The sequence below is a fragment of the Corynebacterium sp. H127 genome, assembly GCF_037482665.1.
Lineage (GTDB): Bacteria > Actinomycetota > Actinomycetes > Mycobacteriales > Mycobacteriaceae > Corynebacterium.
This window is the reverse complement of sequence record NZ_JBBHKY010000008.1, coordinates 23,270-43,395: the sequence shown is the minus strand read 5'-3', so window position 1 is coordinate 43,395 and position 20,126 is coordinate 23,270. Positions and strand designations below refer to the sequence as shown.

Here is a 20,126-nt window from a genome sequence, read left to right as displayed (position 1 = left end):
GCAATAGCCCGTTGAGGGCTAAGAAAGCGTACCGCTAATGAAAGTGCGGGTTGCCACGTTGCCGCTGGCGGTGCTCGTTTTGGTCGTCGTCACGCTGCTTGCGCTGCGGCTGGGCCCGGTGGACATCCCGCTGGTCGAGCTGCCCGGGAACCTGGTGGTCCGTACGATCCGACTGCCACGGGTGATCCTGGCCGGGCTGGTGGGGGCCGCGCTGGCCACGGCGGGTGCCCTGATGCAGACCGTGTTCCACAACCCGCTGGCGGACCCGGGCATCATCGGGGTGTCCGCGGGTGCCTCCCTCGGGGCGGTGCTGACCATAGTAAGCGGGGCGAGCCTCCTCGGAGCTTGGTCCGTCCCGGCAGGCGCTTTTGCCTGTGCGCTGCTGACCGTCGCGGTGGTGTACTTGATCGCCAGCACGCGTCGCGCGGCGGACCCGGCGACCCTGGTACTGGTCGGCATGGCCGTCACTTCCCTGATGGGTGCGATCATCTCGGCTGCGGTGGCCAATGCGCCGCACGATTCAGACCTGCGCAGCGTGATGTTTTGGCTCAACGGCGACTTGGTGGCGCGCACCTGGGGGCACGTGCAGGTGGCCACCCTGCCGATCCTGGTGGCGATCGGCCTGTCGTGGCTGCTGGCTCGGGACCTGAACGTGCTGCTGCTGGGCGAGGACACGGCGCAGTCGAGCGGGCTGTCGGTTAAGGAGCTGCGGGTGATGGTGCTGGCCCTGGCGGCCCTGATGACGGCGACGGCGGTAGCGGTCAGCGGCACCATTTCCTTTGTCGGCCTGGTAGTGCCGCACCTGATTCGCATTGTGCTCGGCCCGGATCACCGCCTGCTGCTGCCGCTCGCGGGCGTGCTGGGCGCCACTTTTGTCATTGGCGCGGACATCGTGGCGCGGCTGCTGTTCCAGCCGATTGTGCTGCAGACCGGTACGGTGGTGGCGTTCGTTGGCTCCCCGATCTTCCTCTACCTGCTGCTGCGCACCCGTAACTCGCGGCGGGGGCTGGGACTATGAAAGGGCTCGCGGTCGGCGGCCTCAGCGCAGGTTTTGGGTCCCCCGTGGTCCGCGACGTCTCTTTCGTGGCGCCGGCGGGCCAGGTCACGGCGCTGGTCGGCCCGAACGGCGCCGGCAAGTCCACCTTGCTCGCGGCGATTGCGGGCGTGCTCCCCTGCTCCGGCGAGTTGCTTATCGACGCCCACAGCATCCAAGACCTCAGCGCCAGGCGGCGCGCCCAGCAGATCGCCTTCGTCCCGCAAGACACAGCTCTGACCATCGGGTTTAGTGCTGCGGAGGTGGTGGCGCTGGGCCGCTACCCGCACCGCGGTCGCTGGTCCCTTGAAACACAGCATGACCGGGAGGTGACCGCGGGAGCACTGGAGGCCGTCGGCGCCGCACATCTGGCAGAGCAGCCGGTCAGCGAGCTCTCGGGTGGCGAGCGTCAGCTTGTCCACATCGCGCGTGCCCTCGCCCAAGACACCCCGGTGCTGCTCCTCGACGAGCCCGTCTCCGCGCTGGACTTGCGGCATCAGGTGGTTGTCCTCGAGTTGCTGCGCCGGCTGGCTAGCCGCCACGTTGCTGTGGTGGTGGTCCTCCACGATCTCAACCTGGTCGCCCGCTGGTGCGATGGAGCCGTGCTGCTGGGCCAAGGTCGCGTGCGCGCCGCTGGCGCCGTCGCGGATGTCCTCACCTCTCCCATTCTGGAAGAGGTCTACCAGATCCCGCTCGCAGTGTCGCGCAATCCGCACACCGGTTGCCTAGTCCTCACCCCGAAACCGACCTCATAACTAAATACCAATAATTTCAAGGAAAGAAGGACAACGATGAGGAAGACTATCGTCGCCGCGCTGCTCGCAGCGTGTGCAGCATGCACGGCGTGTACCGCGCCAGCGCCACAGGAGGCTGGCTCGGGCCCGGCGTCGACAAGCGCGACGGTGGCGTTCCCGCGCACCGTCCGGGTTGGGGAGGCGGACGTCACCGTGCCCGCGAAACCACAGCGCATCGCGGTGCTCACCCCGGACCTGACCGCCTTGGCGCTGCCGCTGGCGGGCAAGGAGCGCGTGGTCATGGCCGCTGAGATGAACCCGGAACTAGGACAGGTGGCGGCGGACGCCAACTCGATCGAACACGTGCTCAAAGTCGGCGCGCCCGTGGACCCGGAGCACATCCTTTCCGCCAGCCCCGACCTAGTGCTGATTAGCGCCCGCAGCGACAGCGAAAAGGATGCCACCGCGATGCTGCGGGACGCCGGGCTGCCCCTGGCCGTCGTGTCCACCGACGCCTGGACCGGCATCGATGACATTCTCACTCACATTGGCGAGGTGTCGCAGCTCCTTGGCGAGGAGGCGGCGGGCGAGCAGATGCGCGCCGACATCACGCAGCGACGCGCGGCAGTCAAGCACACCACCAGCACGCCGAGCGTTGCCACCATCGTGCACCGCGGCGGCAAGGACATGATCATGGGCAAATCCACCATCCTCAACGGTCTCGTGCGAGAGGCCGGCGGCCGGCCGATCATCGACACCCTCGGCGCGCCGGGCTCTGTGCCCGCCGACCCGGAGGCGCTGCTGAAGGCCAACCCCGAGGTCATCATCGTCCAGAAATACCGTGGCCGGGGCGCCGATGAACTGCGGCCGCTGCTGGATAACCCTGCCCTGGCGCAGGTACCCGCAATCAAGAACGGCCGCGTCTACTACGTTGACTCCGCCACCACCGGCGTGACCTCTGCCGCGGGCATCGTCGACGGCCTGGAGCAGGTGGCCGGGTTCTTGAGCGAAGGCTAGCTCTTCGAGGTTGCCAGGAAGCAGGGCTTTCGGATCTAGCGTGGTGAGTCTGCGCGGCTGGGATGAATGGAAAGTTGCAATTGTGGCCATTGAGAGAGATTCTTGATTGCTTAAATAAAAAAGGAGTTCCTCATGTCACTTTCTTCCCTGCTCGACGCAGGCACGCTCCTCCAAGGCTTTGGCCCCTGGGCACTTGCTGGCATCGCCCTGGTGGTGTTCATCGAGTCCGGTGTGCTGTTCCCCTTCCTGCCTGGAGACTCGCTGCTGGTTACCGCCGCGATCCTGCGCCATGACCTGCGCCTTACTGTCATCGTTTTGATTATCGTGGCAGCTATCGCTGCGATTGCGGGCGACCAGGTGGGGTTCTGGCTCGGACGTCGCTTCGGGCGCGGCCTGTTCAAAGACGATGCCCGCATCCTCAAGACAGACCACCTGAACCAGGCTGAAGCATTCTTTGCCCGCCACGGCTCATTCGCGTTGGTCCTGGGCCGCTTCGTCCCGATCGTGCGCACCTACGTGCCGCTCGCAGCTGGCACCGCGGACATGCCCTATCGCAAATTCCTCGGCTGGAATGTCCTCGGAGCGCTTGGCTGGGTCATCTCCATGACGATGGTCGGCGTGCTGCTTGGTGACATCCCGGGTATCGCGCACCGTATCGACGCCATCATGCTCGTCATCGTCGGCCTATCGGTGCTCCCGATTGTCATCTCTGCGAGCGCCAAATGGATCAAGTCCCGTCGCGCCGTACCAGTTCCTATCGAAAGCTAGGAAATGCTCGAATGGTTCGGGGAGATTTCCCTTACTGAAAGCCCCGCACCGTATCTGATCTACATCATGCTCGGTGGCTCGATGCTCATCGCGACAGCGGGCTGGGCTGGGCAGCGAAAACGTACCCTCAAAGCCGCCATAATGGCTGTGGGCGCGGCACTCACCTGTTGGTTGATTCTGGAGGTGGCTTGGAAGCCCTTCCCGGATCGCATTCCATGGCAGATCTACGTAGCTGGCGCTGGCGCATCCTTCGTGCTGTTCAGCGCGTTCTTGCAGCGAGGTCGCCGTCGCCTCCTAGCAGCGCTCACAGTATTCGCCATCGCCGGCGCGTGGGGCGTATTCAACCTGGAATTCCAGGAATACCCCACCGTCCGCTCACTGGCGCCCCGGCCGGTTGCTGCACCGATGGACTACGAGACTCTCCAGAGCACCTACGAAGCCGCCCGGCAGGCACCGCAACTCGACGGCCGTGAGGTAGGAGCCCTGGTGACCGTTGACCTCGATGCAACCCAGTTCACGCATCGCCCCGCGATCGCCTATCTGCCACCGGCCTACTTCACTCGTCCTGATCTCAAGTTGCCAGTCTTAGTGCTGATGGCCGGTAACCCCGGCAAACCCCAGCAATGGTTTGATTCCGGTGGCGCTGCGATCACTCTCGATGACTACCAAGCCACCCACGGTGGGATTTCACCGATCGTCGTGAGCGTCGATGGCACCGGTTCGATGACTGCGAATCCGATTTGTGTGGATGGCCCGACCGAGAAGGTCCAGACTTACCTGGCGGTGGACGTCCCAGCCCAGCTGAAAGAAAAATTCCGGGTGGATCCGAATCAGCAACGGTGGACGATTGGCGGGCTGTCCTATGGCGGCACGTGCTCCTTGCAGATAGTCACGAATGCGCCGGACTCCTATGGCACGTTCTTGGACTTCTCGGGGCAGCGGGAGCCAACCGTGGGCGATCACAGCAAGACGGTGCAGCAATTCTTCGAGGGTGATGAGGATGCCTATCAGGCGGTGAACCCGGAACGTCTGCTCGAAGACGCGGCGGGGACCAGAAAGTACGCCCAGCTGCAAGGCCGCTTCATCGCCGGCGCGAAAGACTCGCATGCCCGCGAGGACCTCAGCGAGTTGAACCGCAAAGCGCAGGAAGCCGGAATGCAGAGCAGTTATGCGGAAGTTCAAGGAGGCCACAGCTACCAGGTGTGGCGGGTGGCGTTGCGGGAAAACCTTGATTATGTCGCTGCACGGGGAGGGCTGAAATGAAGCTACTAAGGCAGATGCCAATCAGCATTTCAGCGATCGTGCTGTTGTGGGCGTTGCAGGCCGGGTTCGGTTTCGAATCCGCCAGGCTGCGTGATGGCTTGGGATTCGGCGTCGACACGCACTCGCCGTGGTGGACCGTTGCCACTTCCGCGCTGACTGCAACGACCTGCTCTGGCGCGGTCTTAGCGACGCTGGCGCTAGTGGTGTTCGGTGGAGTAGCTGAACGCCAGCTCGGTGCCAAGGCCTATCTCGCGGTCGCAGTGGGTACGCACCTAGCGGGCTTGGGCTTGGGCGCGGCGACGGCCCGCCTGCTTGAAGCTGGTGGACTGTACTGGGGCACAGCGCTGGAGCTCGAGCGCGTGCTCAATCCCTTCGTGTGGCTGTGTGGGGCGACGATGTATGCGAGCGCCAAGATGGGGCCGATGCGGCGACATCGCCTGCGCACGATCGTCTTCGCGCTCACTATCACGCTGATTCTCTACGCGGGTGTGATGGCGGACTTCGCATTCTTCTTTGCCACCCTGGTGGGCTGGGCTGCAGGCCAGTGGCGGTACCGCCTTGGACTTGTCCGACCCATTATTTCTATCCGAGAGTCCCGCATCCTCGTTGCGCTGGTATTCGGCGCGGTCTTCGTAGGTCCGCTGCTATCGAGCCTGAACCCGGATGCCACTGCGCCTTTCGCCAACGCGGCCTCCTTCATCCTCCCGCACACGTCGAGCGATCACGTCAGTTGGTTGTGTGAGAGGAAGCCCGATTCACGCGCCTGCCTGCATGCCTTGGCGCAGCTGCGCGTGGCTGGCATCGGTCCATTTGTGGCGAATCTGATGCCCCTGGTTGTGGTCGTGGTGATCGCGCTCGGCCTCGTGCGGGGTCGCAGCCTGGCCCTGAAGGCCGGGGTGATTGCTAATCTGTGCGCCATCGCTGCGATAGCTAATGAACTGCGGGTCCTGGGGCAATTCACTGTCCCGCTCGCCTGCTACCTGGCATTGCCCTGGTTGGCATCGAGTGTGCTCCTCCTGCTACGGCGGGATCTGTTCCGGGTCGAGCTAGTAGCACGCCGGCGCTGGCGCTTTGTCGGGGCACTTTTTGCCTGGTGGCTGCTCACAGCGGTGGTGTGGCTGGTGGGTGCGCGACTACTGATCGGAGGGTCGTGGCTGGATATCGCTGCCGCTACCCCACTGCGCTACATTCCGCCGATGGTCGGGAAGTTTGCCACCTTTGATGTGCTCCCAACGTCTGCGGCCGCTTGGGTACTCACCGAGTGGACTGGCATCGTGTTCTGGCTGGGATTCATCGCGCTGTTTCAGCGCGTGCTGCAGCGCCCGGCCGATCCGGGGCTCGCCCAGGAGCGGGCATTGGCGCGGTCTATGCTGCAGCGTGGCAGCGGCGATCACCTTTCGTGGATGACCCTGTGGCCGGGGAATTCCTATTGGTTTGGCCCGGACGGCTATGTGGCCTATCAGCTGCACAACGGTATCGCCGTGACCGTGGGCGAACCGGTGAGCTGCGGTGGCTCCATCGCAGACCTGGCGAGCGAATTCGAAAGAGAGATCTACGCTACCGGTGCCCAAGTTGCCTGGTATTCGGTGCGCGCTGATTTCGCAGCCTCGCGCTCGGGCTGGGACAGCGTACTGGTGGCAGAGGAATCCGTCGTAGCGGTGCGGGAAAGCCCCGAGTTCAAGGGCAAGAAGTTCCAGGACATCCGTACCGCCCGCAACCGTGCCGAAAAGGAAAGCATCCGCTGCGAGTGGACCACGTGGGCTGATTGTTCGCTCAGCACGAGAGCACAGATCACCGCGATTTCTGAGGACTGGGTATCCGAGAAAGCGCTACCGGAGATGGGATTTACCCTCGGCGGGCTTGCAGAGCTCGACGACCCCGAGGTGCGCCTGATGTTGGCCTTCGATGCGGAAGGGACCGTGCATGGTGTGACGAGCTGGTTGCCGGCTCACTGCGATGGCGCCGTTGCGGGCCTAGTGCTGGACTTCATGCGTCGCCGCGCGGATGGCTTCCGCCCCGTGGTGGAATTCCTGATCGCCTCGACGCTGGAGCAGGCGCACCAGGACGGCCTGAGCTGGGTCTCCCTGTCTGGAGCGCCACTAGCGGCCGCTGGGTCGGGCACACTCGGGCAGGTCCTTGATCGAGTCGGCCATGCGCTCGAGCCACTCTATGGCTTCCGCTCGCTGGCAGCGTTCAAGAAGAAGTTTAACCCCGATCATGAGCAGTGGGTGCTCGCCTACCGAGACGAATTCTCCCTGCCAGCGATCGGCATGGCGGTGTCCAAGTGTTATCTGCCGAACACCTCGGTAGGTGACCTCATGGTTGCCATGCGTGCGCGTGGCTCATAGTGGTGGCGGGGTTAGGCGTCGAAAAGCGCCTGCCCGACGAAGTTGTCGCCTTCCTTGATTCCGCCGGGTACGAGGTAGAGCCCCGTGGCCACATGCTGGATGTATTCGGTGAGGAGATCATCCGTCATGCGGGACAGCACCGGGATGAAGTTGGTCTGCGGGTTGGCAACGTAGGCGATAAAGACCAGCCCAGCGTTGAGACGGCCGAGGTAGTCGATACCTTCGGTGTAGTTGTAGCCGCGACGCAGCATCCGCGCTCCCCCGTTGTTCGACGGGTGCATGAGCGTGACGTGTGACTTCGGATCCATGGCGGGATGTTGGAACTCGGGCGGAGTGAATTCCTCCCCGCCCGACAGTGGTGCGCCTTCATTCTTATCGCGGCCGAACACGTTCTCCTGGGTGTCTAGGGAAAGCTCATCCCAGACCTCCATCATCATCTTGATCTTGCGTAGGCACAGGTAGGAGCCGCCGTCGGCCCAGCTGCCATCGCTAATCCACAGATGTTTGTTCAGTTCGCTGTCGGGTTCTTCGGCGACGATGTTGGAGGTGCCGTCCTTGAACCCGAACAGGTTTCGTGGGGTTTCCTGATCCTCGGAGGTGGAGGAGGTGCGGCCGTAGCCGAGCTGCACCCAGCGCACCGAGGCCAGGCCAAAAGCTATGCGTTTGAACTGGTGTAGCGCGTGGAGCACCACCATGGGGTCCTCACCACAGATCTGGATGATGAGGTCGCCATGGGAAGCGTCCTGGTTCAGGTATTCCGCACTCATGCGGGGAATACCGCCCCGCAGCGGCTCGGGCATGCGGTGGGCGAGCTGGTAGCGGTCGCCCTTCGTGGAGTGCTCGAAGAGAGAAGCACCGAAGCCGAAAGTGATGCTCAAGGAGGCGGCACTGTATCCCATCGCCTCCCCGGTATCGTCCGGCGGCACATCGCGCCGGGCCTTGGGAGTGTTGATGAGCTCGCCTGCCTGCATCCGCTCGGCTGCGGTGGTCCACTTGGTGAGCAGGTCGATCAGGTCCTCGCGCAGGGTGGCTGTCATGTCGAAGGCCACCAGGATCATCTGCTGCTGGGCCGGGGTGAGGATGCCGGATTGGTGCTGGCCACGAAAGGGCACCGGCTCGCTGCTTGCCGACGGCGTTAGCCGCGCAGCCCCGAAACCAAGGCCTGCGGCGCCGAGGCCCAGCGCGCCCGCGCCGAGGAATGATCGACGGGAAATCACTTGACGATGGCCTCCGTCAGCTTGGCCAGTGGCACGCGCAGGGCGTCCACTTGGTCGGAGAGCTCGCGGCGCTGCTTTTCATCGAGCTTGTCGTAAGACACGTAGCCCTCGCCCTCCTGGTACTGCTTCAGTGCCTGCTCTAGGGCGGTGAAGCGTGCGGAGATGGTCTTGGCTAGATCTGGGTCAGTCTGCTTGGCCAGTTCTTCGACGTTGCCGAAGGCAACCTTGGCGCCCTCGACGTTGGCGGCGAAGTCCTGCAGGTCAGTGTGGGAGAAGGCCTCTTCCTCACCGGTGATCTTGGAGGTAGCGACTTCTTCGAGCAGGCCGATCGCGCCGTTGGAAATGTCATCCAGATTTACCTGGAACTCTGCGGAGTAGACGAGGTCGTAGAGCTTCTGGGTGTCTGCCACCAACTGATCGCCCACTGCGGTGCGGTCCACGGCAGCGCCCTCCCACAGATCCTTCTCGATGACGTGCCAGCCGGTCCACTGGCGATCGCCCTTCGAGTCATCCTCCTGGAAGTCTGCCTCGCGCTCGTCCAAAGCCGGGTCGATATCGCCGAAGGACTCCGCAGTTGGCTCGATGCGCTCGTAGTAGGCGCGGGTCGGGGCGTACAGCGCCTTCGCCTTCTCGACGTCCCCAGCCTTGTAGGCCGCAGCGAACTCCTGGGTCTTGGTCAACAGCTGCCCGGTCTGATCGCGGACATAAGCAGAATAGTTCGTAGTGGCGGCATCGATGAGAGCCTTGTCGTCAGTGTTTACTTCCGCATCAGGGTTCTCGGCGACTGTGAACTCCTTGACGTCGACAAGCGCGCCCACCATGTTGGTCTTGCAGGCGGTGTAGTAGGTGCCTGGCTGCAGCAACACGGTGTAGTCAGTGGTGGTGCCCGGGCCGAGGTTTTCGCGCTCGCCGACGATGCGCAGCTTGTCCTCGGCGAGGATCTCAAACTCGTTGCGGACCGTACCCTTGTTCGCGAGCTTGAAGGACGTGCGTCCGGCCTTTACGTTGTTGGCGGAGACATCGCACTTGTCATCGGTGATCTGCACGCTGAGGGATTCTTGCGCGGCGGTATCGGCGGAATTGGATGCTGGCTCGTTGGCAACGCAGCCCGTGAGTACGAGCACGGAGGCGGACAGCGGGAGGAAGAGACGCTTCATGAACTTGGGTCCTTTAGGTAGTGGCAGTTTTGCGAGCATGTGGCCACGGTTGACGTGCAAAGTACACTGGCAGCACGATGGCCAGGAAACCGGCCCAGGCGAAAACTTGCAGGTAGGTTGGGGAAACGTTGAAGTTGAACATGGCCTCGAGCAGCACGAACCACCAGCTGGAGACATGATCCTGGAAGGCCGGTGACCAGTCGTAAGCGGTGTGGCCCCAGCCGGGAAGTACGCTGGCCTCCTGGAAATCGCCGATGCCGTAGGAGAGGATGCCCGCGGCAACGATGATGAGCAGCAGCCCGGTGTAGAAGAAGAAGTAACGCAGGTTGATTCGCGCGCTACCTCGGTAGATCAGCCAGCCGATGGCCACCGCCACGACTAATCCAAGGGCAACACCCAGGGTCGGTTGCCAGAGTTGGGATTGCACATCTGCGCGCAGGGTTGCCCACACAAAAACAGCCGTCTCCACGCCCTCGCGACCGACGGAGATGGCGGCGAGCCAGACGAGCGCCCAGGAGCTCTTGGCGAGGGCCGCATCTGTCTTGCCTGTCAGTTCCGTGCCCAAATGACGGGCATTCTTGGCCATCCAGAAGATCATCCAGGTGACCATTGCCACGGCAATGATCGACAGTGAACCACCGAGGATTTCCTGCCCCTGGAAGCTGAGTGTGTATGGGCCCCAGGTCATGAAAGCGCCCGCAGCCAGCGGAATCGCAATGGCTAGCGCGACACCGAGCCATAGCTTGGGAAGGACATCCCGTCGCCCGACCTTGATTGCGTAAGCAACGAGGATACCTACGATGAGGGAAGCTTCCACGCCTTCGCGCAGGGCTATCAGGAAGTTTGCCAAGAACAAGGACGTGGTCTCTTTTCATGAGGGGACTGCGTGCCCATCTAAAATAACTTCTTTTAGCGCTGGTCAGGTAAGGCTACCCCTATATAGGTAAGGCTAGGCTTTGCTGCAAGATTGAAGTTTAAAGCACTTCCGGAGCTGTAAAGCGCCCGGTGGTAATCGCCCCACGACACAGCTGTACGTTGTATCCATCGGCAAGGCCGGAGTTGGGGTTGGGCAAACGCTACAAGTACAGTACGGTTTCGCCTGCGTGACGATCTTATAACTTCGCCACTTGGGCTATTTTGGCTGGCTAGGGTGGTCAGCATGGATAAGCGTACCGGCCTTGCCTTGCTCTTTGCACCGCTCGTGTTCGCTGCTGGATGTAGTAGCGGCCCGGCACCGATTGCTGCTGATCCGCGCACTGTCGCCCAGATTTCGGTCACCGGTTCGGCAGAACCAGCGGCACAGAATAGTCATGTGGCTAGTGCGACGGTGCGACCGACGTCGACAAGCAAGCAGCCTGCGGCAGCCATGGAACTGCCGGAGCCGAAAGTTGTGGCTGAGCACTGCCAGCTAAGTCGGATCACCGGTGAGCTGGGACGCCCTGAGACGAAGTCGACACTGGCATTTTGTGATGGAAAATGGGCCAAACTGGGGGCCCAGGGTGAGTATCAGGAGCTATTTGCGCAGTGGAACGGCAGCAAGTGGGAGGGCTTGAAGCCGGACGGCACGCTCCCGAATGGTTCGCTGGCCTCGTGCTATGCGCCGGGGCGTATCGCCAAGCTTGCTGCGCCACCGGAGATTGACCTGCTGCCCTGCCCAGCAGCACAGTGAATTTAATTCCAGGGTGGGCTGCATCCCCGGCGGGGAATCGTTGATAGACTTTCCGGGCGTACCTAATGCTTCTAAAGAAGGGCGCGGAGCAGTATGACTGCACACCAGGTCGGATTCGATCGCGACAAATACATTGCGATGCAATCGCACCACATTAAAGAGCGACGCGACCAGATCGGCGGCAAGCTGTACCTGGAAATGGGCGGCAAGCTTTTCGACGACATGCACGCCTCCCGAGTCCTCCCAGGCTTTACTCCAGACAACAAGATCGTGATGCTGGAGCAACTCAAGGACGAGCTGGAAATCCTCGTCTGCCTCAGTGCCAAGGACCTGCAGCGCCACAAGGTGCGCGCGGACCTTGGCATCACTTATGAAGAAGACGTACTGCGCCTCATCGACGAATTTCGTGCTGCTGGCTTCCTAGTGGAGCACGTGGTGATGACCCAGATGGAAGATGACAACTCCCAGGGCGCCGCTTTCAAGGGCCGCCTTGAGCGTCTCGGGTTGAAGGTGTCCATCCACCGCACAATCCCGGGTTATCCCTCCAACACCAAGCTTGTGGTTTCCGAAGACGGCCTCGGCCGGAACGAGTACGCGGAAACGACGCGCGACCTGGTCGTTGTCACGGCACCGGGACCGGGCTCCGGCAAGCTTGCCACCTGCCTGTCGCAGATGTACCACGAGCACCAACGCGGCATCCAGACCGGCTACGCCAAGTTCGAAACCTTCCCAATCTGGAACATTCCGCTCGATCACCCAGTGAACGAGGCCTACGAAGCCGCCACCGTGGACCTGGATGACAAGAACATCATCGATCCCTTCCACCTGGCCGCCTACGGCGAGACCACCGTCAACTACAACCGTGACGTAGAGGTATTTCCGCTGCTCAAGGTGCTCCTGGAGCGGATCGCTGGCTCTTCGCCGTACCAGTCCCCCACCGACATGGGCGTGAACATGGCTGGACACTGCATCTCCAACGATGAGGCGTGCCGAGAGGCTGGTCGCCAGGAAATCATCCGCCGCTACTACAAGGAGCTGGTGAACGAGGCCCGCGCGGAGCTCGACCCGATCGGCTCTGAACGCGTCGCAATGATCATGGGCCGGCTAGGAATCGAACAATCTGACCGGGTCGTGATTGCGCCGGCTGTCGAACTGGCCGAAGCTACCCAGGCACCCGCTGCAGCACTGGAGCTTGCCGACGGCCGCATCGTCACCGGCAAGACCTCACCGCTGCTCGGTTGCTCGGCGGCCGTCGTACTGAATGCGTTGAAGCTGCTCGCTGGCATATCGGATGACGTGCACCTGCTCTCCCGAGACTCCATTGCGCCAATCCAAACGCTGAAGACCCAGCACCTCGGCTCTCGGAACCCCCGCCTGCACACCGACGAAGTGCTCATCGCGCTCTCCGTCTCCGCAGGTAGCGACGACAATGCGCGTCGCGCCCTGCAGCAATTGCAGAACTTGCGGGGCTGTGACATTCACACCACCACCATTCTCGGCTCTGTGGACGAGGGCATCTTCCGCAACCTGGGTGTGTTGGTGACCTCCGAGCCGAAGTTCGCAAAGAAGAGCCTCTACCGGAAGTAGGCGCTGGGCTTTCCGCATAAAGCTGCGCTCGGCGAGCGCAGCGTTCGCGCGTCGACACAACCTAGGATCTAGTTATGGACTTCCCTGAGCTGCGCGCCCGCCGAATCTACGCCCAGAAACTGCTGCACCCGATGGAAACCGCTACCCAGGCTGCCCGCTGGATGCTCGCCACCCAGGGGCAGCAGTACGGGTCGGGCATCACGGCGATCGAGGTGCGTTCTGCGGAGCCGGTGGCTGCTGCCGTCGAGAAGCAGATGATCGTGCGTACCTGGTCGCAGCGCGGCACCCACCACTTTTTGGCAGCCGAGGACGCGCAATGGATGATGCGGCTGTGCGGCCCGCGCCCGGAGGCTGCCGCCGCTAAACGACGCCCAGGCCTCGGCATCACCCCGGAGTTTTATCAATCTTGTTATCGGGACTTCTTAGCGGCGCTGGGGGACGGTCCGGTCTCACGAAGCGAGGCATATGGGATTTTCGGTGCTGACGGAACAGTCGGTGGCCATTTGCTGCGCTCATTCGGTGGCCTGGGAGAGATTGTGCAAGGCGCGCGCCGGGGCAAGGAGGACGTGTTCATGCTGGTGAGCGCGCTGCCCGTTGCCTCACGTGAGCTGGATGGCGATGAAGCCTTAACGGAGCTTGGCACTCGTTACTTCCACTCCCGCGGGCCCGCCACGGTGCAGGATCTGGCCTGGTGGAGCGGGCTGACCGTGCGGGATGCGAAGCGAGCGGCGGCACTGGCGCGAGATGTCATCGCAGTAGGCAACTACTTCATGGGAGCTTTCCAAGAAGAGTGGTCGGACTTCGAGGCAGCATTGTCGCTGCAGCTCTCGCTTCCTGCCTTTGATGAGTACTTGCTGGGCTATGGCGATCGCGCTGCCGTGTGCGCGCCGGAGCTGGTGCCCATCGTGGGGCCGACCAGGAACGGGATATGCAGGCCGTTCACAGTCTCGCGTGGTGAGGTAGTGGCGGAAACCTAGCCACCGCTCAGGATTCGCGCCTACGGTAGTTGGTATGCCAATTGAGTACATCCTCGAAGCGACCAAGAATTGGATCATCACGCACGGCCTGTTCCTGGGCATGCTGGTGGTCATCGGTTTTTTGATCCCGCGGGTTGGTCGCCGCATCATTTTGGGTGGCAGTCAAGCCGTTGATGAGGGGACGGAGGCCGCGAAAGGCCGCAAGGCCCTGATTGGTGCGATGGTGTATATCGCGGAGGCGGTGGCCTATACGGTGCTGGCTATCGCCGCGATGAAGAATCTTGGGGTGAACCTGGCGGCTGCGGCGATCCCCGCTACGGTGGTATCTGCTGCAGTCGGTTTCGGTTCCCAGAAAATCATCGGTGACTTGCTCGGTGGCTTCTTTATCATCACTGAGAAACAATATGGTGTCGGCGACTGGGTGAAGTTCTATGGCAGCGCTGCGACTGTTGAGGGCGATGTGGTCGACATGACCCTGCGCGCAACTACGATCCGCACGATGAATGGCGAAGAAATCACGGTCCCGAACGGTGAGGCACGCATGTGCGTGAACTCCTCCGCCCGCTGGGCGCGCGCAGTAATCGCCATTCCGGTTCCGATAACAGCAGGTAGCAGCATCTCGGAGATCAACGCTCGTACCCTGGCGGCCACTGAGGACGCGATTGCTGAGCCGGAGATCGCGGAGCATATTCGCAGCGAGGTCACCTTCCAGGCGGCCACCGCAGTCACCCCTCCCACGGCGATGGGCCTGCCGTGGACTGCAACAATGCGCCTGCTTATCGACGTCGCGCCGGGCAAGCAGTGGCTCGTCGAACGTGCTGTCCGCGCCGCTGTCCTCGACGAGTGGTGGGAGGACTACGGTGAGCGCGCCAGCAACACCCCGCTTGTCGACGACCAGTTGGGGGAATCCCTGCGTCACCTCCTGGACACGGAGGAGTTCCGCCCCATCCCTGCTGCCGCTGTTTCCCCCGGCGGATCGGCGCCTGCCACTGTTAATGAGTCAGAGGCTTTAGCTAACGCCGCGGAAAACGTGGACGTGCCACGCGAGCAAGTGATGCGAGAGATCGTGGAACGTGAGGATGAACGAACGGGCGTCGATCAGCACGACAACGGCCTGTTGTCGCTCGGTGGCCGTGTTCGCCCTTCGACGACGATACTTTTGCTATCGCTGCTGGGCTTCATGCTGCTGGGCGCGATGACGCTTTCCGGCGGTGAGGGGCATCAAGACGGCTGGTTGGCCCCGCAACAACCGACTACGCAGTCTGAAGTGCCGGTGGAATCCGCACCGGCTCAGCCAACCTCCTACACTCCAGAAACTGAGGAGCCGACATCAGTGCGCGAAGCACCGGTTTCCTCTGCGCCTGCTAGTTCCGCCCCGCGTCAGGAGGAGGAATCGGAAGATGAGTCGACTACTTCCTCCACCGCTCCTGCTTGGACACCAGCGCCACCGCCAGCCGTGACCGAGGAACCCGCGCCACCAGCAGTCTCCGAGATGCCTGAGAGTACCCCGGCTCCCTAAGGCTGGCACCCCGGGCACCAGAACAGATTGCGACCCTCGTACGCTCGGAGCAGGATGGGAGTGCCACATACGAGGCAGGGCTGGCCCGCGCGCCGGTAGACGTACACCTCGCCACCGTGGTCGTCTTTGCGGGGCGCGCGCCCCATCGCTTCCGGGGCGTGTTCGGGCCGCACCGTGTCGATCCTCCCAGCTGCCACCCCTTGGTGCATGAGACTCACTAGGTCGTGCCACAGGGCATCGAACTGCTCCCGTGTGAGCTCGCGCCCTGGCCGGAACGGGCTGATACCCAGCCGAAACAGCGGCTCCGCGCGGTAGATGTTGCCTACCCCGGCGAACAGCTTTTGATCCATGAGCAGCGAGCCGATGGCGCGGCCCGAGCGGTGCACCTTGCCCCACAGCCATTCGGGATCGGCGTCGCTGCGCAAGGGATCTGCGCCCAGCTTGTCGACGGCCGCGAGCATCTCATGCTCAGTGATGAGGCGACACCACTGGGGACCGCGCAAGTCCGCTGCGAGCTGCTCGTCCGCGATACGCAGCCGCACAATTCCCTTAGGCGCTGCGATGTCGGTGAGGTGGAACTTCCCGATGAGGCCTAGATGGATATATACGATATGTGGGGAGTCGAAGTGGATAAACAGCTGCTTGCCGTAGGCCTCCGCGTGGGTGAGTTTGTGGCCGTCGATAAGCGCGGCGGACTCGGAGAAGCGACCCTGCGGTGAACTGACGCGTACTGGTTTGCCACCAAAGTGGCAGGTGAGGTCGCGCGCGAGTCTGTGGATAACGTGGCCTTCGGGCATGGAGCTAGTGTAGTCCGGGCCTTCGACTGGGCCGGATCATCTACACTGTTCTACATGTCAAAATCTGCGCAGCGTACCGATCTCCTGGCACTTTTCTACTACCTGCCAGTGATTTTGTTGTTGACCCTACTCAAGGGATTCTTCGTGATCGGGCACCTGTGGTTGAAGGACACGCACTTGGTCCGCGAGGTGCAGCTGATTCCGTTCAACGATTTCGCTGGTAGTGCTACGTGGTTTGGTCCGCTGTTCAATGTGGCAGGCAACGCGGTGCTCTTCGTGCCTTTCGGTATTCTCACCTACCTGCTGCTGCGTTCGGTGCGAAAGTCGGTGCTGCTCGGATTTGTGTTCAGCCTGGCGATCGAGCTGGTGCAGTTCGCCTTTGCGCTTGGTATTACGGATACTGATGATCTGATCTTGAACACGCTCGGAGCGCTGTTCGGCGCAGCCCTGGTGAAGGCGACCGGCGCGCGGATGGAGAAAGTGTGGCGTTGGGCGTGCCTGCTGTTCGCTACCTTTATCTACGTGCTGTACCTCCTCGGCCCGCGCCTGGGTAGCGAGGAGAAAATGACCCCGGTCAGCCAGCCAGTTGCCGATAGCGCTGTGAGTGTGGTTGCCAATAGCCAGCCCGCTGGGCGCTGAGTTCCTTCGGTCCGCCGAGGGCATCCAGTGCGCGCAGATAGTCTGGAATTATTTCCCTGGGTAGGCGTAGCCCCACTGTCAGGTGCGGGATCCAGCGATTCCCCCGCCCAGCAGGGTTGAGGGCGCTGAGCTCGCGCGCCACCTGTTCCAATTCATCCGTGGTCTCCAACAGCCACGCCACGGTTTGCTTTCGTTTCGTTCCGAACACTACGGTGCCGACGCGTCGAAATGGTGCGGGGATGACGCCTGGTAGCAGCTCCGCTGCGCGCTGCACCACGGGTGCTGGCATGTCGGGAGCAAACGTGATCGTGATGTGCGGGGTCTGGTGTTGCTGTGGGAATCCCTGCGCCGCGAGCTGGGCAAACAACTCTCGGACCTGTGTCTCTTGTTCCTGGGGCAGGTGAAGCAGGATGTTCTCTGGGGATGGCACGCCCGTCAGCATACCTGCCGATGTGGTGGGCGCGACTGCGTTATGAGCTGGGCGGATCCCGCACTAGACTTGGGTTTGTGCAACGCCTAACCAAAATCCTTCTTTACTACAAGTTCCTCCCCATCTCTGACCCGAAGGCAGTGATGCTGTGGCAGCGGGAACTGTGCGAGCGCCTTGAGCTGCGGGGCCGCATCTTGATCTCCGAGCACGGCATCAATGGCACTGTCGGTGGTGACATGGATGCCTGCAAGGAGTACATCAAAAAGACCAAAGAGTACTTCGGGAAGATGGAGTTCAAGTGGTCCGAGGGCGGCGCGGAAGACTTCCCTCGCCTCTCAGTGAAGGTGCGCGACGAGATCGTGGCGTTCGGGGTGCCGGGCGAATTGAAGGTGGATGAGAACGGTGTCGTGGGTGGCGGCGTGCATCTCAAGCCGGCGCAGGTGAACAAGCTGGTCGCCGAGCGTGGCGAGGACGTCGTGTTCTTTGACGGCCGGAATGCCATGGAAGCGCAGATCGGCAAGTTCAAGGACGCCGTGGTGCCGGACGTGTCCACTACGCATGATTTCATTGAGGAGCTGGAGTCCGGGAAGTATGACTGGATGAAAGACAAGCCGGTGGTCTCCTACTGCACTGGTGGTATTCGCTGTGAGATCTTGTCGGCGCTGATGAAGAATCGTGGCTTCAAGGAGGTCTACCAGATCGACGGCGGCATCGTCCGTTATGGCGAAAAGTTCGGCAACGAGGGGCTGTGGGAGGGCTCCCTGTATGTCTTTGACAAGCGGATGCACCTGGAGTTCGGTGCAGGTGTCGACGACCCTGGCTTTGTCCAGCTCGGGCGTTGCGTCCACTGTGGCACTGCGACGAACAAGTTTGAGAACTGTGGCAACTTGGATTGCCGCACCCTGACTCTGATGTGTCCTTCCTGCGCTGCGGACCCAATGAAGCGCACCTGTGGCAAGGAAGAGTGCGCAGAAGTGGTGGCACGCCAACAGGCCTAAGCCGCGTTGGTCTGGCAGTGGCGGCATACTGGAATCTGGAACGGTGGCTGGGCATCGGGTTCGTGAATCCCAAACCTGAGTAGTTGCCCAGGGTTGAACCGGGTCGTCGGATTGAAGTTTGCTTGTGCCGATCTATCGGGTTCCAGTTTCGCGGGCTGGCGCCAGAGCATCTGCCCTGTTTTGTCGCAGAATGTCCAGTATTTGTCGGGGTTTTGCTGGGTGTCATCAATGTTGCAGTGTACCCGGTGCCCCACAAACATCAGATTGTTTCCGGTGGTCATCCCGCCGAAGCGCCAGGCTTTCAGATGGTGGATCTCGCACATCGCTGCCGGTAGATCCGATCCAGGAGTCATATCCCCGCCTTGTGAGCCGAGGAGTCCGAGGTACGCGTAGATATCTGCGGCTCGTTTGGACCGGCCCAATTCGATCAGGTTTCCGGTGCCTGCTTCGAGCAGGGCAAGGAAGGCGTTTTTGTCGGCACCGAGTCGGAGCAGGTCTGGGATTGGCAAGAGCGTGCCGACGTCCGTTGGAACAACGCCAGCAGCGGCAGCCAACTGCTCAATTGTCATTGTGGCGACCACGGTGCTGCAGCCACGGGTAGGTGACATCGGGCCAGTACGGTGGAGGGCATTCTTCAGTGCTACAACGAGGGCATCGTGACGGCGTTGGTTGACGGTGCGCGCGTCAGACGTCTTTTGCTCCTCGGGCAATAGATCTCCAGGTCCGGCATAGTCTGCGAAGAGTCGGCGCAGCAGTGCGTCGAGCTCGGGTGTTGCTGTGACCTTCATGGCAGACATGAGGTCCGCGCCTTGGTTAGATAGGCACACGGAGCGCTTGCGTTGCCGCTCCTTGTCGTTCGGCTCGGCATCTGCGTTGAGGCCTTGCAGGATCTTCAATCCTGCTTTCCGAAGGTCCTCGGGGGCCAGGGTGGTGGCAAGCTCGGCAAGAGTCGATTCGGCCCAGGCGACTGCCTCAGGGGCGGTGCTTTCGGGGATCTGGTCCAGCACGCGCCGGATCTCCATGGCGGAGGCAACTCCAAAGGCCGCGGCTTGTAGTCCTGCTGCAGTATGTGGCATCCGAGCTGGTCTGCCCTCAGGGGCGCCGACGCTGGCGGGTTTGTCAAAGAGCTCGTCGGCGAGCTTGGAAGCGTTACGTAGTTCGGAACGGTCGAAGCGCCCGCTGTGCAGCACCCTATTGAAGCTGGCGCGCGCGTTCGGGTCGAAGGCCTGTTGAGATTCCAGCTCGCGCAGGAGGGTGAGCGTGGTGAGCTGTGCCAGCCTTTCGATCCTGCGCGCATTCTCGAGTAGTTTGTGCAGATCTTCCGCGGAAACTACCGGGTTTTCGAGCGAGGACAGCGCCTCGGGCTGAGCACTGAGTGCTACCGCTAGTTGCGCGTCTATTTGTTCGAAACCCTTCATGCCTACAAACTGTAGGAGCAGTACCGGACAGGCACCCCCAAAATAGTTCGAACAGGTGTTCTTAATGGAATGGGCGTCGAAAAGCAGCGTGCTACTGCCCTACTATCGCCATAGTTCCGAAGCCAGTCATGATCGTCATTGCCCATGGGATGAGGAACCAGATGACGCCGAACCAGGGCTGCCACAGATCGTAACGCTTCCATTTGCGGTGGAGGATCACCATTGCGCCAATCACGGTGGCGAGGGAAAAGCCGCCGGTGACGGTTGGGAAGAGGATCTCGTAGGTGCGTGAGCAAATCAGGGTGCGGGTGCCTTCGCCGCACAAGGGTCCACCTTGCCAGCGGGAAAAGCCAATGATCGCCAAAGCAATGAGGATGGAGCTAACGCAGCTGAATACGGTGTACCAAATGGCTTGTTTAATGGAGCGCTTCGCCCGGGAGCGCCGCAATTCCGGGTTTGCCATCAAGTCGAGTTCCGTCACTGGCTGCCGAGAGTTATCGGGCACACGGTCGAGGTCTGGGTCGATGCGGTAGCCGTTGTGTTCCAAGGCGAATC

At 62.0% G+C, this 20,126-nt stretch carries 19 protein-coding genes; 12 read left to right on the top strand and 7 right to left on the bottom strand.

Features of this window, described 5'->3' with window-relative positions; all coding sequences use genetic code 11:
- The first annotated feature begins 37 nt into the window (after nt 1-37).
- The 6 genes from WG936_RS09290 (at nt 38) to WG936_RS09265 (ending at nt 7,163) form a co-directional block, all read left to right on the top strand.
- Nucleotides 38-1,018, top strand: a complete 981-nt coding sequence (locus tag WG936_RS09290) for a FecCD family ABC transporter permease (protein WP_339572750.1) — start codon at nt 38-40, stop codon at nt 1,016-1,018.
- Nucleotides 1,015-1,788, top strand: a complete 774-nt coding sequence (locus WG936_RS09285; RefSeq protein WP_339572749.1) for an ABC transporter ATP-binding protein — start codon at nt 1,015-1,017, stop codon at nt 1,786-1,788. Before WG936_RS09290 ends, WG936_RS09285 begins: the two co-directional genes overlap by 4 nt.
- 36 nt (nt 1,789-1,824) lie before the next feature.
- On the top strand, nt 1,825-2,784 hold the full coding sequence (locus tag WG936_RS09280; protein WP_339572748.1) for an ABC transporter substrate-binding protein: 960 nt from the start codon (nt 1,825-1,827) through the stop codon (nt 2,782-2,784).
- Nucleotides 2,785-2,916: 132 nt separating this feature from the next.
- A complete protein-coding gene (locus WG936_RS09275; protein WP_339564847.1) occupies nt 2,917-3,552 on the top strand; it encodes a DedA family protein in 636 nt (211 codons plus the stop codon).
- A gap of 3 nt (nt 3,553-3,555) precedes the next feature.
- On the top strand, nt 3,556-4,815 hold the full coding sequence (locus tag WG936_RS09270) for an alpha/beta hydrolase (protein ID WP_339572747.1): 1,260 nt from the start codon (nt 3,556-3,558) through the stop codon (nt 4,813-4,815).
- The gene (locus WG936_RS09265) at nt 4,812-7,163 is read left to right on the top strand and encodes a bifunctional lysylphosphatidylglycerol flippase/synthetase MprF (RefSeq protein WP_339572746.1); all 2,352 of its coding nucleotides are present in this window, start codon (nt 4,812-4,814) and stop codon (nt 7,161-7,163) included. The genes WG936_RS09270 and WG936_RS09265 overlap by 4 nt, the downstream gene beginning before the upstream one ends.
- Before the next feature lie 11 nt (nt 7,164-7,174).
- On the opposite strand, the gene WG936_RS09260 is transcribed toward WG936_RS09265, so the two are convergent.
- The 3 genes from WG936_RS09260 to efeU are packed head-to-tail and all read right to left on the bottom strand — an operon-like array spanning nt 7,175 to nt 10,393.
- Nucleotides 7,175-8,380, bottom strand: coding sequence for a Dyp-type peroxidase (locus tag WG936_RS09260; protein ID WP_339572745.1), 1,206 nt, complete (start codon nt 8,378-8,380; stop codon nt 7,175-7,177).
- Complete coding sequence (gene efeO / locus WG936_RS09255) at nt 8,377-9,537, bottom strand: iron uptake system protein EfeO (RefSeq protein ID WP_339564851.1); 1,161 nt, start codon at nt 9,535-9,537, stop codon at nt 8,377-8,379. Before efeO ends, WG936_RS09260 begins: the two co-directional genes overlap by 4 nt.
- A gap of 13 nt (nt 9,538-9,550) precedes the next feature.
- Nucleotides 9,551-10,393: an iron uptake transporter permease EfeU gene (gene efeU / locus WG936_RS09250; RefSeq protein ID WP_339572744.1), complete on the bottom strand. Its 843-nt coding sequence runs from the start codon at nt 10,391-10,393 to the stop codon at nt 9,551-9,553.
- A gap of 303 nt (nt 10,394-10,696) precedes the next feature.
- Between efeU and WG936_RS09245 the strand changes: the two genes are divergently transcribed.
- From WG936_RS09245 to WG936_RS09230, 4 genes are all read left to right on the top strand, one after another.
- Nucleotides 10,697-11,206 carry a hypothetical protein gene (locus WG936_RS09245; protein ID WP_339572743.1) on the top strand — a complete coding sequence of 170 codons (510 nt, stop codon included), beginning with the start codon at nt 10,697-10,699 and terminating at the stop codon, nt 11,204-11,206.
- 93 nt (nt 11,207-11,299) lie between these two features.
- The gene (locus tag WG936_RS09240) at nt 11,300-12,793 is read left to right on the top strand and encodes a DUF1846 domain-containing protein (protein ID WP_339564854.1); all 1,494 of its coding nucleotides are present in this window, start codon (nt 11,300-11,302) and stop codon (nt 12,791-12,793) included.
- A 74-nt stretch (nt 12,794-12,867) separates the two neighbouring features.
- Complete coding sequence (locus tag WG936_RS09235) at nt 12,868-13,770, top strand: winged helix DNA-binding domain-containing protein (RefSeq protein WP_339572742.1); 903 nt, start codon at nt 12,868-12,870, stop codon at nt 13,768-13,770.
- A 34-nt stretch (nt 13,771-13,804) separates the two neighbouring features.
- Nucleotides 13,805-15,289 carry a mechanosensitive ion channel family protein gene (locus WG936_RS09230; protein ID WP_339564856.1) on the top strand — a complete coding sequence of 495 codons (1,485 nt, stop codon included), beginning with the start codon at nt 13,805-13,807 and terminating at the stop codon, nt 15,287-15,289.
- Here WG936_RS09230 and WG936_RS09225 read toward each other — a convergent pair.
- On the bottom strand, nt 15,286-16,086 hold the full coding sequence (locus tag WG936_RS09225; RefSeq protein WP_339564857.1) for an Fpg/Nei family DNA glycosylase: 801 nt from the start codon (nt 16,084-16,086) through the stop codon (nt 15,286-15,288). The genes WG936_RS09230 and WG936_RS09225 overlap by 4 nt on opposite strands.
- A gap of 54 nt (nt 16,087-16,140) precedes the next feature.
- Here WG936_RS09225 and WG936_RS09220 point away from each other — a divergent pair, with 54 nt between their 5' ends.
- Nucleotides 16,141-16,725, top strand: a complete 585-nt coding sequence (locus tag WG936_RS09220) for a VanZ family protein (protein ID WP_339564858.1) — start codon at nt 16,141-16,143, stop codon at nt 16,723-16,725.
- Here the strand turns inward: WG936_RS09220 and WG936_RS09215 are convergent.
- Nucleotides 16,661-17,155 (bottom strand): 2'-5' RNA ligase family protein, encoded by a 495-nt coding sequence (locus WG936_RS09215; RefSeq protein WP_339564859.1) that lies wholly within the window; start codon nt 17,153-17,155, stop codon nt 16,661-16,663. The two genes, WG936_RS09220 and WG936_RS09215, sit on opposite strands and share 65 nt — an antisense overlap.
- Between WG936_RS09215 and trhO the strand changes: the two genes are divergently transcribed.
- On the top strand, nt 17,149-18,153 hold the full coding sequence (gene trhO, locus WG936_RS09210; RefSeq protein ID WP_445227950.1) for an oxygen-dependent tRNA uridine(34) hydroxylase TrhO: 1,005 nt from the start codon (nt 17,149-17,151) through the stop codon (nt 18,151-18,153). The genes WG936_RS09215 and trhO overlap by 7 nt on opposite strands.
- Here trhO and WG936_RS09205 read toward each other — a convergent pair.
- Both WG936_RS09205 and WG936_RS09200 read right to left on the bottom strand, forming a co-directional pair.
- Nucleotides 18,150-19,571 (bottom strand): HNH endonuclease signature motif containing protein, encoded by a 1,422-nt coding sequence (locus WG936_RS09205; protein ID WP_339572741.1) that lies wholly within the window; start codon nt 19,569-19,571, stop codon nt 18,150-18,152. The two genes, trhO and WG936_RS09205, sit on opposite strands and share 4 nt — an antisense overlap.
- Before the next feature lie 91 nt (nt 19,572-19,662).
- A complete protein-coding gene (locus tag WG936_RS09200) occupies nt 19,663-20,118 on the bottom strand; it encodes a hypothetical protein (RefSeq protein WP_339564861.1) in 456 nt (151 codons plus the stop codon).
- Nucleotides 20,119-20,126: the final 8 nt, after the last annotated feature.

Coding starts and splice junctions, on each gene's coding strand:
- WG936_RS09290 (WP_339572750.1), top strand. CDS start 38: ATGAAAGTGCGGGTTGCCACGTTGCCGCTGGCGGTGCTCGTTTTGGTC.
- WG936_RS09285 (WP_339572749.1), top strand. CDS start 1,015: ATGAAAGGGCTCGCGGTCGGCGGCCTCAGCGCAGGTTTTGGGTCCCCC.
- WG936_RS09280 (WP_339572748.1), top strand. CDS start 1,825: ATGAGGAAGACTATCGTCGCCGCGCTGCTCGCAGCGTGTGCAGCATGC.
- WG936_RS09275 (WP_339564847.1), top strand. CDS start 2,917: ATGTCACTTTCTTCCCTGCTCGACGCAGGCACGCTCCTCCAAGGCTTT.
- WG936_RS09270 (WP_339572747.1), top strand. CDS start 3,556: ATGCTCGAATGGTTCGGGGAGATTTCCCTTACTGAAAGCCCCGCACCG.
- WG936_RS09265 (WP_339572746.1), top strand. CDS start 4,812: ATGAAGCTACTAAGGCAGATGCCAATCAGCATTTCAGCGATCGTGCTG.
- efeO (WP_339564851.1), bottom strand. CDS start 9,537: ATGAAGCGTCTCTTCCTCCCGCTGTCCGCCTCCGTGCTCGTACTCACG.
- WG936_RS09245 (WP_339572743.1), top strand. CDS start 10,697: ATGGATAAGCGTACCGGCCTTGCCTTGCTCTTTGCACCGCTCGTGTTC.
- WG936_RS09240 (WP_339564854.1), top strand. CDS start 11,300: ATGACTGCACACCAGGTCGGATTCGATCGCGACAAATACATTGCGATG.
- WG936_RS09235 (WP_339572742.1), top strand. CDS start 12,868: ATGGACTTCCCTGAGCTGCGCGCCCGCCGAATCTACGCCCAGAAACTG.
- WG936_RS09230 (WP_339564856.1), top strand. CDS start 13,805: ATGCCAATTGAGTACATCCTCGAAGCGACCAAGAATTGGATCATCACG.
- WG936_RS09225 (WP_339564857.1), bottom strand. CDS start 16,086: ATGCCCGAAGGCCACGTTATCCACAGACTCGCGCGCGACCTCACCTGC.
- WG936_RS09220 (WP_339564858.1), top strand. CDS start 16,141: ATGTCAAAATCTGCGCAGCGTACCGATCTCCTGGCACTTTTCTACTAC.
- trhO (WP_445227950.1), top strand. CDS start 17,149: ATGGCACGCCCGTCAGCATACCTGCCGATGTGGTGGGCGCGACTGCGT.
- WG936_RS09205 (WP_339572741.1), bottom strand. CDS start 19,571: ATGAAGGGTTTCGAACAAATAGACGCGCAACTAGCGGTAGCACTCAGT.